A 14,517-nucleotide genomic window follows, 5' to 3' on the forward strand; every position below is an offset into this window, starting at 1 on the left:
GGCAAACCTTGGGTCGTCAGCTCAGCGGGGGGCGCGCTGCGCGGTTGCGGTGCCCAGCAGCGTCTTCAGCCCATGCGTGGCGCCGCGTGGGGCCACGCTGAGGTGGTCTTCGTCGTTGAGCACATCGAGGTCGATCCGCAGCGACGGAGAGTGGCGGGTGCGCAGCGTCTGCACCATGCGCTGTGCATCGGGGACCATGTCGTAGTTCTTGTGGTAACGCACCTGTTCGTACTCGCCGACATACAGGTTGACCTGCGCGGGGAGATCGGTGTGGGTGGTGGCATAGGCAGGTTCACGCTGCGCCATGACATGCGCGCCGTACCAATACGACGGGCTGCCCAGGATGTAGCCGCAAAACATCTGCGGTGTGCTCAGCAGGATCTCGGTTCCGAGCAGGCCGCCATACGAATGGCCCAGATACAGGCGCCGCTGTTCGTCAGTGCGGTAGTGCTGTGCGATGAAGGGCAACACCTGTTCACGCAGATACGCGACATACGCCGCGCTCTTGCCGTGCGTGGCGACCGGTGGCGCGCCTGGGCCCTCTTCCGGGGTTGGCGTGTAGTCGCGCCTGCGGCTGGGCATTGGCTCATCGCCAAGCGCGTACGACAGGCCCACCAGGATGAAGTCCTCGATCGCCGGGCCTTCGCCGTTCAAGCGCCGGGCGATCGCCTTGACCAACGGAAAGGCGTAGTCGCCATCGGTGGCATACAGCACCGGGTAGCGGCGTTGCGGGGTGTCTGCATAGCCACGCGGCAGGGCAACGAACACCTGGTGGGTGCGGCCGGAGACGGGGTCGGGCACGTTCCAGACCGCGGTATCGGCGAGTTGGTAAGGATGGCCTTCGCCGCGTTGCTGGCCAGGTGCAGCGGTCAGCGCCGGTGCCGCGGGTTGGACAGTCGGGGAGGCCGCCACCGCGCTCGGTGGCGCTGCCTGTGGAGTTTGGGTACATGCGGACAGCATCAGCAGCCATGCAGGCAACAGGCATCGTTTCAAAGCGTCATCCCGTGGTTGAAGTGCGTGCTGCTTGCGCCAGGGCGTGTGCCCGGCGTCTGACAGCGCGACGCGCCGCTCACCGGCTGCGTCTCGACGCCTTGATCGCGCAACTCAGTTCAATTGCCCGACCACGGCGAGCGCTGGTGCGCGCGCCATATCGTTCGGGTTGCTGCCAGGTACGTCCTGCGGAACCTGCATGCCGCGGCTGCGGTAGAAATCGGTCCAGTATGGGGAGATCCTGCCGGTCTGCAGGTTCTTGAAGTTCATCGGTTGCAGCGCAAAGACATGGTGTGCCCGGAACGCGCGCTCGATGAAGTCCGAGCAGTAATAGCTGTCTTCGTTCGGCACATAGGTGTCGTTGTAGGGTTTGCCGAGCATACGGCGCGCCTGGGCGACGGCGTCTGCAATGGCAGGGCGATGCTCCGGCGTGAGGCGATACACGATGATCTGCCGATGCTTGGCGGTCGCCTCGTCGATGAACGTGCGCAGCGACTGCTGGCGCGAGCCCTGTTCGTCGGCGTGCAGGACGATCTGCGTGTTCCCTTCGTGCGCGACCAGTGCCACATGGTCGAAGCTGGGCGCGCCCGGTCTTGCGGTTGCATCGTCGATCGCACCACTGAGGCCGGTACGTGCGGCGGTGACGAACAGCAGGTCGCCCTCGTGGACGCGCAGGGCTGATGCCGTGACGGGCAGCAAGGCGAATAGGAGTGAGAGCAGCAGGGCGAGACGCATGGTGCGGGCCTGAGGACAACAAGACCTGCATTATTGCCTGGACGGGCAACTGGTGCGTTGCTCCAGCCAGATGCACTGCAGGAGTGGGCTCGGACGCTTGGCAGCAGTGCACCGGCACCCGCTGCGGTCACCACCTGTAAACTCGGTGGGCCAGCGGGCGTCGCCGCCGCCATCGCGTCGCGGCAATCCCTGTGTCCACTGGAGTGTTGCATGCGTTCTGCTGTTGCGTTGTCGCCGATGGGTCGGCTGTTTGCGGTTGCCGCGTTCATTGAGGGTGTGACCTGGGCCGGCTTGTTGCTGGGCATGTGGCTCAAGTACGGCTTGCAGAGCACCGAGCTGGTGGTTTGGTTGTTCGGTCGCCTGCACGGCGCGGCCTTCCTGTTCTACCTGGCGGTGAGCGTGCTTGCCGCGCTGCGGCTGCGCTGGCCGTGGTGGGCCTGGGTGCTCAGCCTGCTGGCCGCAGTGCCGCCGCTGGTGACGGTGCCATTGGAGATGTGGTTCCGGCGTATCGGTCTGTTGGGTGTGCCGACGCGAACTGTCGGCTGAGCGCGTCGGGGCGAACACCGATGCGGCGTGATCGCCATTGCAGTGGAGGTGATCGACCAGCGCATCCGCTGTTTATGGACGCCACTGGCGATCGGCGTGGTAGAGCCTGCACCTGCCGGACGATGTGCCGGCTGAGACAAATCGACGGGTCTGTGCGCATCGGTTCGGGGATGCTGGGGTTCTCGGGCACTCGGTGCTTTCGCAGATAGCACGGCAGCGTTCTCGAGAGCATCGATCATTGGTGCTGTCCCGGTGTGGCAGCAGGCCGGCAGTGGCTGTGTTCAATGGCAAGCGTTGATGGAGCGTCCAACGCGTCCGGGTTCGGGCATCGGTGGTCGCAATCCGGCATGGACCCAAGGCGAACGGATCCATTGGACCACACGCAGGTGACATAAACAGAACGTCTGGATCCGAGAACCAGCGGTCCGGATCTGGCGGTGACATTCCTCGATTCATTGGTTGACAGCATCAGGAGACGATCCATGCAAGCGCAGAAGAAGCCGTTTTTTCCCTTTGCTCTGAGTTCGGCCCCGCAGGTGACCAGCATCGCGAGTGCGATCGGTACCTCGCGTGTATTGGCTGCCGTCTCCAACGATCCCTTGCCCATCGATCAGCAACTTGCAAACGCATTCAATGCCAATAATGCGGTCATGGCCTATGTCTTGGGCATCGGCAATACGCAGTTGCCAACGATCTCGCCTTCGCCCACGTGGTACAGCACGTTCCAGACAGCGTTCAGCGATGCACAGATTCACGCCAATGGCTGGTATCCGATTGCGACCAATCTCGTCAGTATCCCCAACTCGATTGCGGGCTATGGCATTTCCTTCAATGTCAGCATGTCCACCATCAATTCCCTGGTGGCGGTGCTGCAGAACGATCCGACCAATGCCGCTGCGATTGCTGCGCTGAAGTCTCAGTTCGGCAGCATGATCTCCCAAATCACGTCCTATACGCAGAGCGCGGTGAATGTCCAGCAGTCCATCACTACATTCAGCAATAACCTGACCTCCGATGCGGCAGTGCTGACGCAGGCAGTCGTTGATTCGACCAAGGAGCAGGAGGTGGATCAGGCCAAGATCGCTGCGTTCAAGGCCGATATCGCGTCGCTGCAGTCGGAAATCAGCCATTGGCAAACCGTTGAGACGGCATCTGCGATTGCCGCAGGTGTCGCCTTCTTTACTGGTGCGGTGATTGCAATTTTCTCATTCGGGATCGGCTTGGCATTCGGGATCGTCGCCACCGCAGCGCTGATCACCACGATGGTCATCGCATCGAACAAGATTCAGGCGTTGAAGAGCCAGGTAGAGGCCGACAACAGCAATATGAATGCTGTGACCCAGCAGGCGGCCAGCCTGGCGGTGCTGAATGACCAGGTCAATGGATTGATCGCGCTTTCGCAAGCGGCCAGCACGCAGATTGCCCTGGTATTGCAAGTCTGGCAGGAACTTGAGTCCGAGTTGAACACCGTGCTGACGGACTTGACCAACTGCAACGGCGACGTCACCAATTTGAACTTGCCACAGCTTCAGTCGAACCTGAATTCCGCCAACCAGGATTGGCAGACCTTGGTGGGACTGTGCAATACGATTGCCTCGATCAAATACAACCAGGCAACCCCCGCCACAGCGACGATTCCCAACGCCGCCACTGCCTGACGATTTGCATTTTGTGGATGGATGAGGTGGCTGCGGTGCCGAATCACGTCCATCGGGTCGCCATGGATGGGTGAGCACGTGACCGGGCTGGCGGATGCGGGTGGGCGACCACATTCTTCCGCCGGCCCGGCAGCTGAAACGCGTCGGCTGTGAGCGATACGCCGGCTGCCGTTGCAGCGTAATCGGTACCTGCAGGTATCGGCAGTGTGTACCGCTGAGCGCTAGCGCCATAGCGCGCTGGGCGTGTGGCCGTTGGTGGTCTGCACGACGCTGCATTGGCGTCCCACTGAGCTGTGCGTGAGCACCGCTCACTCCTTCGGCATCGGCTTCATCTGGTACTGCGCCGGCGGTGTGGCGCCGAGCAGGTACTGCACGAAGTAGTCCCAGCGGCGGCGGGCGACGTACGGGGTGAGGTCGCCGTAGCCGTGCTTGGCGTTGGGCAGCATCAGCATATCGAAGTCCTTGTTGGCCTTGATCAAGGCATCGGCCACCAGCAGGGTGAGGTAGGGCGGCACGTTGTCGTCCAGGGTGCCGTGTACCAGCATCAGCCGGCCCTTGAGTTTGCCGGCGTGGTTGGCGTTGGCCTGGTCGTCGTAGTTGGAGCTCCCGTCTTTGTTGACGATGTGCTCGCCGTGATACTTCTCGGCCCAGTCGTCTTCGTAGCCGCGGTTGTCGTGGTTGCCGCTTTCCGACCAGGCCACCTTGAAGAAGTCCGGATAGCGCAGCATCGCCGCGGTGGACGCATTGCCGCCGCCGGAATGGCCCCAGATGCCGACGCGGTCCAGATCGATCCACGGGTAACGCTTGCCCAGTTCCTTCAAGCCGGCCACCTGGTCGGGCAGGGTGTTGTCGCCCATGTTGGCGTACCAGGTGTCGTGGAAGGTCTTGGAGCGCCACGGCGTGCCCATGCCGTCGATGGCGACCACGATGAAGCCGAGTTCGGCCAGCGATTGGTTGTCGCCGTGGCCGGCCAGGAAGCTGCGGCCGCGCACCGAGCCGGTCTGCGGGCCGGGGTAGACGTAATCGATCACCGGGTATTTGCGCGTCGGGTCGAAGTTGCTGGGCTTGAACATCAGCCCGTACAGCGTGGTCTTGTCGTCGCGTGCCTTGACCGTGATCGGTTCCGGCGGCACCCAGCCGGCGGCCTTGAGGCGGGTGATGTCGGCAGTGGCCATGGTGCTGGCGGTGCGCCCGTCGCCGGCATCGCGCAGCAGCGTGACCGGCGGGGTGACCGAGGTGGAATAGGTGTCGACAAACCGTGCGCCATCCGGTGACAGCGCAATGCTGTGATCGGCTGCTTCGGGGGTGAGCAGTACCGGCTGCCCACCGTCCAGGCTCACTTTCCACAGCTGCTGGTAGTAGGGGTCCACGCCCGGGCTGCGGCCGACGCCGACAAACCATGCAGTGCGGCTCACCGGGTCCACGCGCAACAGCTCGGTGACGTTGCCTTCGCCGCCGGTGATGGCGCGCTTGGGTTTGCCGGTGGCCAGATCGTAGAGATACAACTGGCCCCAATCGCTGCGCTCGGAGAACCATACCGCTTCGTTGCTGGCTGGCAGATAGGCCCAGTTGGCGGCGACCTGGCCGCTTTCGTAATAGGTCTTGGCGGTTTCCTCAAACGCGGTGCGCACGGCGCCGGTGCCGGCATCGGCGATACGTAGCCAGGTCTGCTTGTGGAAGCGCGAGGTGGAGGCGAACGCCAGCGTCTTGCTGTCCGGCGCCCACTTCACGTCGTCCCACAGGCCCGGCGAGCAACTGACGTCGTCGCACAAGGTGGAGCGGTGCTGATCCGGCGGCAGCTTCAGACGCACCACGCTGCGCGTGGGCACGTCGATGATGACGCGCTCGATCATGGTCACGTCCTTGTCGCCGGCCAGCGGGTATTTCCAGGATTGCAGTTCCGGATGCCCGAGCTTGGTGCTGACCAGGTACATGTCGCCGGTCTTGCGCTGGTCCTGCTGGAAGGTAGCGATCTTTCGCGAATCCGGCGACCACGCCACGATGGCGTTGTCGCTGTGCTGCCAGCCGGCGTTGTCGGTGGCGTAGCCGAAATTTTCCACGCCATCGCGGGTGAGCTGGGTTTCCTGGCCGCTGGCCAGATCGCGCACCCACAGGTTCCAGTTGCGGATGAAGGCTTCGCTGCGCTTGTCCGGCGATGGAACGCCGGGCTCCGACTTATCCTTTGCATACAGCTTGCTGCAGCGTGCGTGCGTATCGCACACCACGGCCGTGTCGCGCACGGTGAGGCGGTAGCGGCCGTCGGCAGTCAGTTTGACGGCCGGTGCGAATGTGTCGGCCGTGAGCGGCGTGTCGCCGGTCTTGAGCAGCGTATTGAGCGCGGCGACCAGCGCGGATGTCTTGAACAGCGGCGCGGTCTTGCCGGTGGCGGTATCCAGCTGCAGCACGCGGTTGCCCTTGGCATCGTGATCGACATAGGCCACATGCGTGGCATCGAGCCAGGTGACGCGCGTGGGGGCATGGTCGAGCAGTGGTTGCGCGAGATGGTTGATCAGGCGTTCGGCGCGCGCGTAGTCGGCCTCGGTGACGCTGGGCGCTTGCGCGCTGGCGATGGCCGGTGACACAGCCAGCGCGAGGGTGGCGAGCAGGTGCCGCATCGGCAACGGGGTGGGCATGTAGGACTCTCCGGGACAAGGGCGCGCACGACCACGGTCAGCGCGACCGACCGATGCTATCGGCCGGGGGCGGGGCATGCCTCTGCCAGAAGTCGTGCCGGTGCACAGGCCAGTGCGCTGATGCATGCCGGCCAGGGCGGCATGGCAGGCGAGACATCGGCAGCGCCTGTCGCCGTGCGGGTGCCGGCCGGGTCGGCGGCGCCGCGCCGCAGTGCCGCAGTGCACGCAGCGATGGTGGCGATGCGACGCACCTGTGCGGCTTGCCAGCGTGTGCGCCGCGTGCACCGCGCTGGGTGGGGCGCCCGGTGCTTCGCATGGTGGGCGCCGTTGCAATCACGCGATGGCGCAGCCTGCCGCAGGCAAGGCGCAGGCAATGACCGCCGCTGCCGCGCTTGCCGGCCAGCACTTTACCGAGCTCACTTGCCCATGCAGCGCTTCCAGCGTTCGTTCACCCGCTGGGCGAACCACGCCGTGGTGAGGGTGCGGGTGATCTTGGGGCTTTCCAGGGTGATGCCGGGCAGCACCGCACGCGGCAAGGGCGCGCCGGCGGTGCGGTCGGCAAGGGCGAATACCTCGCGGTACAGCGAGGTGTCTTCGAACTCCAGCGTGTTGCCGGCCTCCAGGGCGCGACGGATCTGGCGGTCGTTCATTGCCAGCTGGCTGGCGAGCGCGCGTGCGGCGCGTTCGGTGCCGCCAGGTGCCTCCAGGCTGGCGTCGGGCGTGAGCAGGTCACCGTCCAGCGCAAGTGCGATGCCGCTGGCCTTGCTCAGCGCGGCCTGGAAGGCGGCGTTGCGGCTGGCGTACCAGCCGGCGTTGAAATCGGCGAAACGGTACAACAGTGCGTCGTAGGTGGCCGGGTACCCAAGCAGATGCAGGGTACCGAACCACAGCCCGCCACGGCGGCTGAACACCTCGTGGCGGACGGTGCTGTCGGGCGGGTACGGGTAACGCGCGGCGTGCTGCTCGGCAAAGGCGATGCTCACCTGCATCGGGCCGGCGGTGTGCACGGGGTTGAGGCCGTCGAACAGGCGCGCGCCCAGCGGCACGCTGCCGGTGAAGTCTTCGAAGATGCGGCTCAGCTCCTGCTCGGTGCGGGCGGCGGCGATACGCGTGGCGTAGCTGCGGCCGTCCGGCGAGGTGATGCCTAGCGCCGCATCGACCATGAACGCGGGAATGTGGTGCGCGCCGGCGCGGCGATCGATTTCCGCGCGCGAGATCTTGCCCAGGTTGGGCACGGGGGGATTGGCCTGATAGGTGGACTCCTGCTCGGTGACCGCCAGCACCGCGCAGATGTGCTCGGCGCTGGTGTCCAGCGCCTGCGACGACAGCGCCACGTAGACATCGTTGGCCCAGCCGGCACGGTCGGGCAGGTTGGCTGGCAGGCGCCGTGCGATGTCGGCCTTGACCGCCTCCGGCGAGCGTTGCGGTGCGCGCGGCGCCTGGGTGGCGCAGGCCGACAGCAGGGCGATGGCCAGCAGCGTGAGCAGGCGGGACAGGGGGCAGGTCACGGTGTCTCCAGGATCGATGGCGGCAATCGCCGTGGCGCAGTTTACGTGGCCGGGGTGTGGCGGTTTTCATGGCGCGCGAGGGGAGCGCGTGGCGGCCGGCGGTATCGCCGATGTCGATCGTGTCAGCTGACCGGCAGGACGCACCGCTTGCGCGCGCGGCCTGCAGCACCGCACGGCCGCCAACGACAACGGCGATACACCCTCCTCGGCTGTGCGCGGACGAGCCGGTGAGTGACCTCGATTTGCGCAGTGAACCTCGGGCGCCGTGCCCAGCGGGCCACCTGGTGTGCCACGGCCGTCATGCGTGCGCAGGCCGCGCCCAACCGATTCATGCAGCCCGATTCAAGACGTGCGCAATGCGGCCGATAACGGGCTCGACCCAGCCGCGCGCTCACGTGACCTGCCGTGTCTGCCAGTCATCATTGCAGCCGCAAGACATCGAGTGCGCCGTGTAGGCGGCTCACCGGATTCCACCGCTGTCAGACCAAGGGAGTGCCCGAGATGCCGCAGCAAACAGCCAGCCCGGGCCAGGCCACGGGTCTTGCCATGTGTCTTGCCATGGGTGCGCTGCGCATGCGGTCTGGTCCGCCGCGAACGTGAGCACCGGTTGAGCAGGGCCGCGACCGCCTGGCGAGGTGTGCTCACCGCGTGCATGGTGCTGTTGTTCAGCGCACCGGCCTGGGCGCAACCGCAGCCGTGGAAGACCATCGAATCGGCCACGCTCGACGACCCGATGCAGGCCCTGCAGATCGCCCGGCAGGCGCTGCAGCGGGCGCGTGCCGATGGCGACAGCGATGCGCAGTTCTGGGCGCAGCTGGCGCAGGCCCGGGTGCTGATCTCCCTGGAAGACACCGACGCGCGACAGGCAGCGCTGGCGCAGGCGCGTGGCCTGCTGGACCAACTGCACGGCAATGCCGCGCAGGCGCGGCTGTGGCTGGAGATCGTGCAGGCGCTCAGCGACGTACGCGAAAATCCCAATCGCGGCATGGTGGCGCGGTTGAATGCCTTGCGGCAGCAGGCGCGCGCGCTGGGGCGCAGCGATCTGGTGTGCGAAGTCGAAGCCGTGGACATGTGGAGCATGCTGGCCTCCGGCAGCAGCGACGAAGCCTGGAGCGCTGCGCAGACCAGCTACCAGTGCGCCGCGCGCGAACATCAGCTGGGTCTGGAGATGGACGGGCTGACCCAGCTCGGGTCGTTGGCCAGCCGCGTGGCCGGCCGCGTTGCCGACGACACCGACGCGCAGGATTACCTGCAGCGTGCCCTGGCGCGTCTGCAGGGCCAGCCGGCGCGCTTCCAGCGCAGCCTGATCGAATACGAATACGGCACCTCGCTGGCGCAACAGCAGCCGGCAGCGGCCTTGCTGCATTTCCGGCGCGCGCTGGCGCTCAGCCGTGAGCTGGGCGATCAGGCCGGCGTGGCGGCGGCGCTGACCAGCGCCAGCGAGGCATTGATCGACACCGGCGATGCCGCGGCGGCGCTGAGCATGGCGCGCGAGGCGCTGCCCTTGATGCAGACCCAGGGCAATGTCGGCCGGGTCGCCGCGTGCCACACGGTGCTGCTGCGGGCATTGATCGCGCTGAAGTCCGCCAGCCTGGGCAGCGCAATCATCGCTGCCAGGGACGCGGACGACCCGAACCTGACCCTGAGCCGGCGCGCAGAGCTGGTCGAGGCCATCGCCCAGGCATTGGCGGCCGAAGGCCGGCATGCCGAGGCATACCAGGAGCTGCAGCGTGCCAACGCACTGCGCGCGCAGAGCCTGGAGCGTCAGCGCGACACGGTGATGCTGCGCCTGCAGGCACGTTATGAAGATGCGCGCCGCGAGGCGGAAAATGCCGAGTTGCGCCGCCGCAGCGAAACCGCGCAGCTGGCATTGCAGGCGCGCGAAGCCGGCCAGCGCGCGCTGTGGATCGCGCTGTGCGCGGCCTGCCTGCTGTTGCTTGGGGCGCTGGTGGTGCTGGCCTTCGGGGCGCGGCATCGCCGGCAGCTGTCGCGGCTGGCCATGCGCGACGAACTCACCGGCCTGCCCAATCGCCGCGCCATCCGCGCCGAAGCGCAACAGCAGATCGAGCAGGCGTTGCGCGCGCACACTCCGTGCATGCTGGCCTTGATCGACCTGGACCACTTCAAGCTGATCAACGATGTGCACGGGCACGCCATCGGCGATGCGGTGCTCAAGGCCCTGGCCAGCGCCTCGACCCTGGCGCTGCGTGCGCAGGACCGCCTGGGCAGGCTGGGTGGCGAAGAATTCCTGCTGGTGCTGCCGGGCTGCAGGCCGGATGAAATTCCGGCGGTGTTTGCGCGCTTGCGCAATGCGGTAGCCGCGATCGAGATCCCCGGCCTGCCGGCAGAGCAGCCGGTGCGCTTCTGCATGGGCGCGGTAAGCGTGGCCCCGGCCACCGGGCTGGATGTGCTGCTCGGTCAGGCCGATCTGGCGCTGTATGCCGCCAAGACGGCCGGGCGCGATCAATGGGCGGTGTGCTGAACCTCTGAGGCAGGCCGGCCGTTGCACCACGCGCGCGGCGGCCTTGCGTCACGGGTCGAGGCCGATGCCTGCCCTGCAGGCCACTGCGGTCAGCGCTGGGTCTGGACGCTCACGTACACCGCACGGCCATGATCGCAAGCACGCCGCTTGGACAGGCGTCGCAGCGGCTCGCCGCCGCGGCAGCGTGCCACCATGCAGGGCTGAAGCGTGCGTGCAGCAGTGGCACTCGCCTGTTGCGGACGGCGATGGCTGCTGCAGGCGGTCCTGACGGCCGCCATGTCAGCGTGGTGTGCGCAGATTGCGCACGCTGCGGGTGATGGTGCGGCTAGCGCCGGGCCGGCAACGTCGCGAGTACGCCATCCAGCGCCAACTGCGCACTGAACCCGGCCTTGGTCAGGCGCTTGCTCACTTCATTGGGCACATCGCGCCCGCTGGTGAGCTTGTTGGGCGCGCCGGTGTAGTGGAACAGCCGCCCGCCACGGCGCAGCACGCGCGCCAGCTGGTCGTAGAACACCTGCGAATACAGCTCGCCAGCAATGCCGAAGCGCGGCGGGTCGTGCAGGATGGCATCGACCGAATCGTCGGCCAGCGTGGTGATCTGCTGCGCGACATCGGCATGCACCAGCTGCAGCCGCCCGCCGGCAGCGGCAGCCTCCGGGTCCGGCGACCATGGGTTGAGCGTGCGCAGCCACAGCACGTCGGCGTTCTTTTCGAACGAGCGCACCTGCGCTACGCCTTCTTCCAGCGCGCAGGCTGCGAAGTAGCCCAGGCCGCCACAGGTGTCCAGCACGCTCTTGCCGCGCGGGTTGACCAGCGCCACCTTGCGGCGCGCATCCTCGAACGGCGAGAGTTGTGCCGACGGCAGCATCTTGATGCCGTCGATCTCGAAGGTGGGCGCGCCCCATTGGGTAGGTACCAGCTTGATCAGTGCGCTGTCGAAGCGCGAGATCGGCGCGAAATCGTCGCCGTCCCAGAAATAGAGCGTGCGGTCCTTGAGCTTGCCCGGATACGGGTAGCCGCGGCCGCGCCATTGCCAGGTCTGCGCATCCAGCTGCGCGGTCCCGGTGCTGCGGCCCAGATCCAGCGACCCCGTCCACGCGACGCGGCCGGCGCCACGCGCGGCCAGCAAGGCCTGGGCATCGGAAAGGGCGAGCAAGGGTCCGGAATAGTGGGGCACGGCTGGCAGGGACATGGAGGGCGGGCGCTGCGCGAGGCGGCGCGCAGAGGGCTGGCATCGTAACCGACCTGGTGCTTCCGGGCATCGTCCCGGCAGGTTGGCGAGGAGGGCCAGCGTGAGAGAGACCACCGCCTGCATCCTGCGGGATCGCTGCGGTGCTGGCATGTGCCGGCCCGGGAGTTCACCGCTGCCGCGCGGTGCGCTGCACGGCTGCTGCCAATGCGTGCCCGGCCGCACCCGGCCGAACGCAGCGGGCACTGCGTGGTGCTTGCGCGCGGTTCCGCTGACACACCCCGCACCGCATACTGCGGGCCGTCCGTATCGATACCCGCATCGATCGGCGTCAACCGTGGAGTATCGGCAATGCTGAAGGGTGTGTTGTTGGGGTTCGCCTGTTACGCGGCCTATTCGATCAGCGATGCGTTCGTGAAGCTGCTCGAAGGCACCTTGCCGGTCTACGAGGTGTTGTTTCTCGGTGCCCTGCTGATGCTGCTGGCGGTGCCGTTCCTGAAGAAGCCCGACGACCAGCTGCGCGAGCTGGTGATGGCAAAACAGCCTGCACTGTGGCTGCTGCGCGCCTTCACCGGGGCCATCGGCAACCTCACCTCGGTGATCGCCTTCACGACCTTGCCGATGGCCGAAGCCTTTGCGTTGATCTTCCTGATGCCGATCTTCGTCACCGTGCTGTCGGTGATCTTCCTCAAGGAAGAAGTGCATTGGCGGCGGTGGTCGGCGGTGATCGTCGGCTTCATCGGCGTGCTGATCGTGCTGCGGCCGGGCTTTCGCCATCTCACCCATGGGCATGTGGCAGCGATCGTGTGCGGCCTGGTCGGCGCCATCTCGGTGATCACCTTGCGCATGGCCGGACATAGCGAAAAGCGCCTGACCTTGTATGGCGCCGGCGTGATCGGCCCATTGGTGATGGGCGGGATCATGATGTTGCCGAGCTTTGTGTGGCCCACGCTGTACCAGTGGGGGTTGCTGGCCGGTTACGGCCTGCTGGCCGGGCTGGCCGCCATCTGCATGATGTACGCCACGCGGCTGGCACCGGTCAGCGTGGTGGCGCCCACGCAATACAGCCAGATGCTATGGGCGATCGCCTTCGGCTACCTGCTGTTTCACGATCATCTGGACTGGCCGATGGGCGTGGGCATCGCGCTGATCCTGGGCGCCGGCCTGTTCACCCTGGTGCGCGAGGAACAGGTTTCCAGGTGGTGGCGGCGGACCAAGATCGTTTGAGGGCGGGGATTGGGGATTCGGGATTGGGGATCCGTAAGAGCACCGCCAAAGGCGTTCGATCCACTGCTGTTCCGATTCCCTATTCCCTATTCCCGCCAGGCGGCAACGATGCGCCCATATTCGCCGCTGGCCTTGCTCAGATGCAGCCACTGATCGACATAGGCCTTCCAGCTTTGGTCGTCGCGCGGTAGCAGGAAGGCCTTTTCGCTGTATTGCAGGGGCTGCTCGGGGGCGATGGCGCACAGGCCCGGCAGCCGGGCCTGCTGGTACAGCGCTTCGGAGGCATCGGTGATCATCACGTCGGCGCGCTGATGCAGCAGCTCGTGGAAGATGGTGGTGTTGTCGGCAAACAGACGCAGCTGCGCGCGGGGCAGGTCGCGCCGCGCAAAGGCTTCATTGGTGCCACCGGGCGGCTCGATCACGCGGACCTCGGGGCGATTGAGTTGCTCGATGGTGCGGTAGCGCTTGCGGTCTGCACACCGCACCAGCGGGATCTTGCCGTCCACGTCCAGCACCGCGCTGAAGCTTGCCTGGCGCTGCCGTTGCAAGGTCACCGAAATCCCGCCCACCGCGATATCGCAGCGATCGGCCAGCAGGTCGGGCAGGAGCGTCGGCCAGCTGGTCTGCACGAATTGCACGCGCACCTGCAGGCTGTCGCCCAGCGACTGCGCCAGCGCAATATCGCTGCCTTCGAAGCGGCCATCGACGCGCAGCAGCGAGTACGGCCGGTAGTCGCCGGTGGTACAGACGCGCAGCACACCGGCCTGCAGTACCGCATCCAGGCGGGACGTGGGCGTGGCCGCCTGCGTGCTGCCGATGGTCATCAGCACGGCGAGAAGGACGCAGTAGCGCATGGCGTTGCCTCGGAGGTGAGTGCGCATGATAGCGGTGGCAGGATCTGTGAGGCTGGCGTGCTGCGGAGCTTTGGTCGCGGGGCCACTGTGCAGCGGTGACCTGCAGCACCGGCAGTCAGCCCGATGAAAGGGGGAATGCGGTGCGGTTGCGCGCTGCAGGAGCACTGCGCTTGGCGGGACGCGTCAACAAGGCGTCACGAACGCGACCAGCCGGCTCACAGCCCGGTAGCACCGTGCGGCCTAGCGTTGTCGCTAACGTCAACCGCAAGGAGTCAGACATGCATCTCAATCCACGCACCGCGCGGCCTATGACCTCGTTCATGGCAGGTCTGTCGGTCCACGGCACACCGGACCCGGATACCAATGAGGAACAGACTCCTCTGGAAGAGCAGCCGCCGCAGAAAGGCGGCCTGCGCGATGAAGTTGGCGACCTTGAACAGGATGACGACCAGGCGCTGCCGGGACGTGTGGGGGGTGGGTTGGCGGGTGGTTGATGGATTGGTGGGTGCGTAAGCAGAGCGCGCGGTGCGGATGTGTGGCGTGCGTTGAATGTGCGGTTTCAGCTCTAGTGCATTGCATTGCATTGCATTGCGTTGGAGCGCGTTGCACCGCCTTGAATGAATGCGATGGGATGTGCCAGCGTGATTGAGGCTGCGTAATGTGCGTGACCGGTGCGGCCGCCGTACCCTCGCCCC

General features: G+C 66.2%; 11 protein-coding genes. 5 read left to right on the top strand and 6 right to left on the bottom strand.

The features are described from left to right. Positions 1-21: 21 nt before the first annotated feature. Positions 22-960: an alpha/beta hydrolase gene (locus tag ACCQ12_RS03070; protein WP_372383538.1), complete on the bottom strand. Its 939-nt coding sequence runs from the start codon at positions 958-960 to the stop codon at positions 22-24. 144 nt (positions 961-1,104) lie between these two features. Beyond that, positions 1,105-1,725 carry a YiiX/YebB-like N1pC/P60 family cysteine hydrolase gene (locus ACCQ12_RS03075; protein WP_372382916.1) on the bottom strand — a complete coding sequence of 207 codons (621 nt, stop codon included), beginning with the start codon at positions 1,723-1,725 and terminating at the stop codon, positions 1,105-1,107. 210 nt (positions 1,726-1,935) lie between these two features. Between ACCQ12_RS03075 and ACCQ12_RS03080 the strand changes: the two genes are divergently transcribed. Both ACCQ12_RS03080 and ACCQ12_RS03085 read left to right on the top strand, forming a co-directional pair. Next, positions 1,936-2,271 carry a DUF3817 domain-containing protein gene (locus ACCQ12_RS03080; protein ID WP_372382917.1) on the top strand — a complete coding sequence of 112 codons (336 nt, stop codon included), beginning with the start codon at positions 1,936-1,938 and terminating at the stop codon, positions 2,269-2,271. A 482-nt stretch (positions 2,272-2,753) separates the two neighbouring features. Further along, the gene (locus ACCQ12_RS03085) at positions 2,754-3,929 is read left to right on the top strand and encodes an HBL/NHE enterotoxin family protein (protein ID WP_372382918.1); all 1,176 of its coding nucleotides are present in this window, start codon (positions 2,754-2,756) and stop codon (positions 3,927-3,929) included. 308 nt (positions 3,930-4,237) lie between these two features. Here ACCQ12_RS03085 and ACCQ12_RS03090 read toward each other — a convergent pair whose 3' ends face one another. Together ACCQ12_RS03090 and ACCQ12_RS03095 are read right to left on the bottom strand one after the other, a co-directional pair. Further along, the gene (locus ACCQ12_RS03090; protein WP_372382919.1) at positions 4,238-6,562 is read right to left on the bottom strand and encodes a S9 family peptidase; all 2,325 of its coding nucleotides are present in this window, start codon (positions 6,560-6,562) and stop codon (positions 4,238-4,240) included. 416 nt (positions 6,563-6,978) lie between these two features. After that, the gene (locus tag ACCQ12_RS03095) at positions 6,979-8,070 is read right to left on the bottom strand and encodes a DUF1615 domain-containing protein (RefSeq protein WP_372382920.1); all 1,092 of its coding nucleotides are present in this window, start codon (positions 8,068-8,070) and stop codon (positions 6,979-6,981) included. A 652-nt stretch (positions 8,071-8,722) separates the two neighbouring features. Here ACCQ12_RS03095 and ACCQ12_RS03100 point away from each other — a divergent pair. Then, positions 8,723-10,552 carry a GGDEF domain-containing protein gene (locus tag ACCQ12_RS03100; RefSeq protein WP_166749621.1) on the top strand — a complete coding sequence of 610 codons (1,830 nt, stop codon included), beginning with the start codon at positions 8,723-8,725 and terminating at the stop codon, positions 10,550-10,552. A gap of 325 nt (positions 10,553-10,877) precedes the next feature. On the opposite strand, the gene ACCQ12_RS03105 is transcribed toward ACCQ12_RS03100, so the two are convergent. Further along, positions 10,878-11,744 carry a class I SAM-dependent methyltransferase gene (locus ACCQ12_RS03105; protein WP_372382921.1) on the bottom strand — a complete coding sequence of 289 codons (867 nt, stop codon included), beginning with the start codon at positions 11,742-11,744 and terminating at the stop codon, positions 10,878-10,880. Positions 11,745-12,092: 348 nt separating this feature from the next. Here ACCQ12_RS03105 and ACCQ12_RS03110 point away from each other — a divergent pair, with 348 nt between their 5' ends. Continuing rightward, positions 12,093-12,968 (top strand): DMT family transporter, encoded by an 876-nt coding sequence (locus tag ACCQ12_RS03110; RefSeq protein WP_166749619.1) that lies wholly within the window; start codon positions 12,093-12,095, stop codon positions 12,966-12,968. Between the two features lie 86 nt (positions 12,969-13,054). Here ACCQ12_RS03110 and ACCQ12_RS03115 read toward each other — a convergent pair whose 3' ends face one another. Next, positions 13,055-13,822, bottom strand: coding sequence for a transporter substrate-binding domain-containing protein (locus ACCQ12_RS03115; RefSeq protein WP_372382922.1), 768 nt, complete (start codon positions 13,820-13,822; stop codon positions 13,055-13,057). A 278-nt stretch (positions 13,823-14,100) separates the two neighbouring features. Here ACCQ12_RS03115 and ACCQ12_RS03120 point away from each other — a divergent pair, with 278 nt between their 5' ends. Next, positions 14,101-14,316 (top strand): hypothetical protein, encoded by a 216-nt coding sequence (locus ACCQ12_RS03120; protein WP_104579192.1) that lies wholly within the window; start codon positions 14,101-14,103, stop codon positions 14,314-14,316. Positions 14,317-14,517: the final 201 nt, after the last annotated feature.

Source organism: Xanthomonas sp. NCPPB 1068 (genome assembly GCF_041479385.2).
GTDB lineage: Bacteria > Pseudomonadota > Gammaproteobacteria > Xanthomonadales > Xanthomonadaceae > Xanthomonas > Xanthomonas cannabis.

Coding starts and splice junctions, on each gene's coding strand:
- ACCQ12_RS03070 (WP_372383538.1), bottom strand. CDS start 960: ATGCTGTCCGCATGTACCCAAACTCCACAGGCAGCGCCACCGAGCGCG.
- ACCQ12_RS03075 (WP_372382916.1), bottom strand. CDS start 1,725: ATGCGTCTCGCCCTGCTGCTCTCACTCCTATTCGCCTTGCTGCCCGTC.
- ACCQ12_RS03080 (WP_372382917.1), top strand. CDS start 1,936: ATGCGTTCTGCTGTTGCGTTGTCGCCGATGGGTCGGCTGTTTGCGGTT.
- ACCQ12_RS03085 (WP_372382918.1), top strand. CDS start 2,754: ATGCAAGCGCAGAAGAAGCCGTTTTTTCCCTTTGCTCTGAGTTCGGCC.
- ACCQ12_RS03090 (WP_372382919.1), bottom strand. CDS start 6,562: ATGCCCACCCCGTTGCCGATGCGGCACCTGCTCGCCACCCTCGCGCTG.
- ACCQ12_RS03100 (WP_166749621.1), top strand. CDS start 8,723: ATGGTGCTGTTGTTCAGCGCACCGGCCTGGGCGCAACCGCAGCCGTGG.
- ACCQ12_RS03105 (WP_372382921.1), bottom strand. CDS start 11,744: ATGTCCCTGCCAGCCGTGCCCCACTATTCCGGACCCTTGCTCGCCCTT.
- ACCQ12_RS03110 (WP_166749619.1), top strand. CDS start 12,093: ATGCTGAAGGGTGTGTTGTTGGGGTTCGCCTGTTACGCGGCCTATTCG.
- ACCQ12_RS03115 (WP_372382922.1), bottom strand. CDS start 13,822: ATGCGCTACTGCGTCCTTCTCGCCGTGCTGATGACCATCGGCAGCACG.
- ACCQ12_RS03120 (WP_104579192.1), top strand. CDS start 14,101: ATGCATCTCAATCCACGCACCGCGCGGCCTATGACCTCGTTCATGGCA.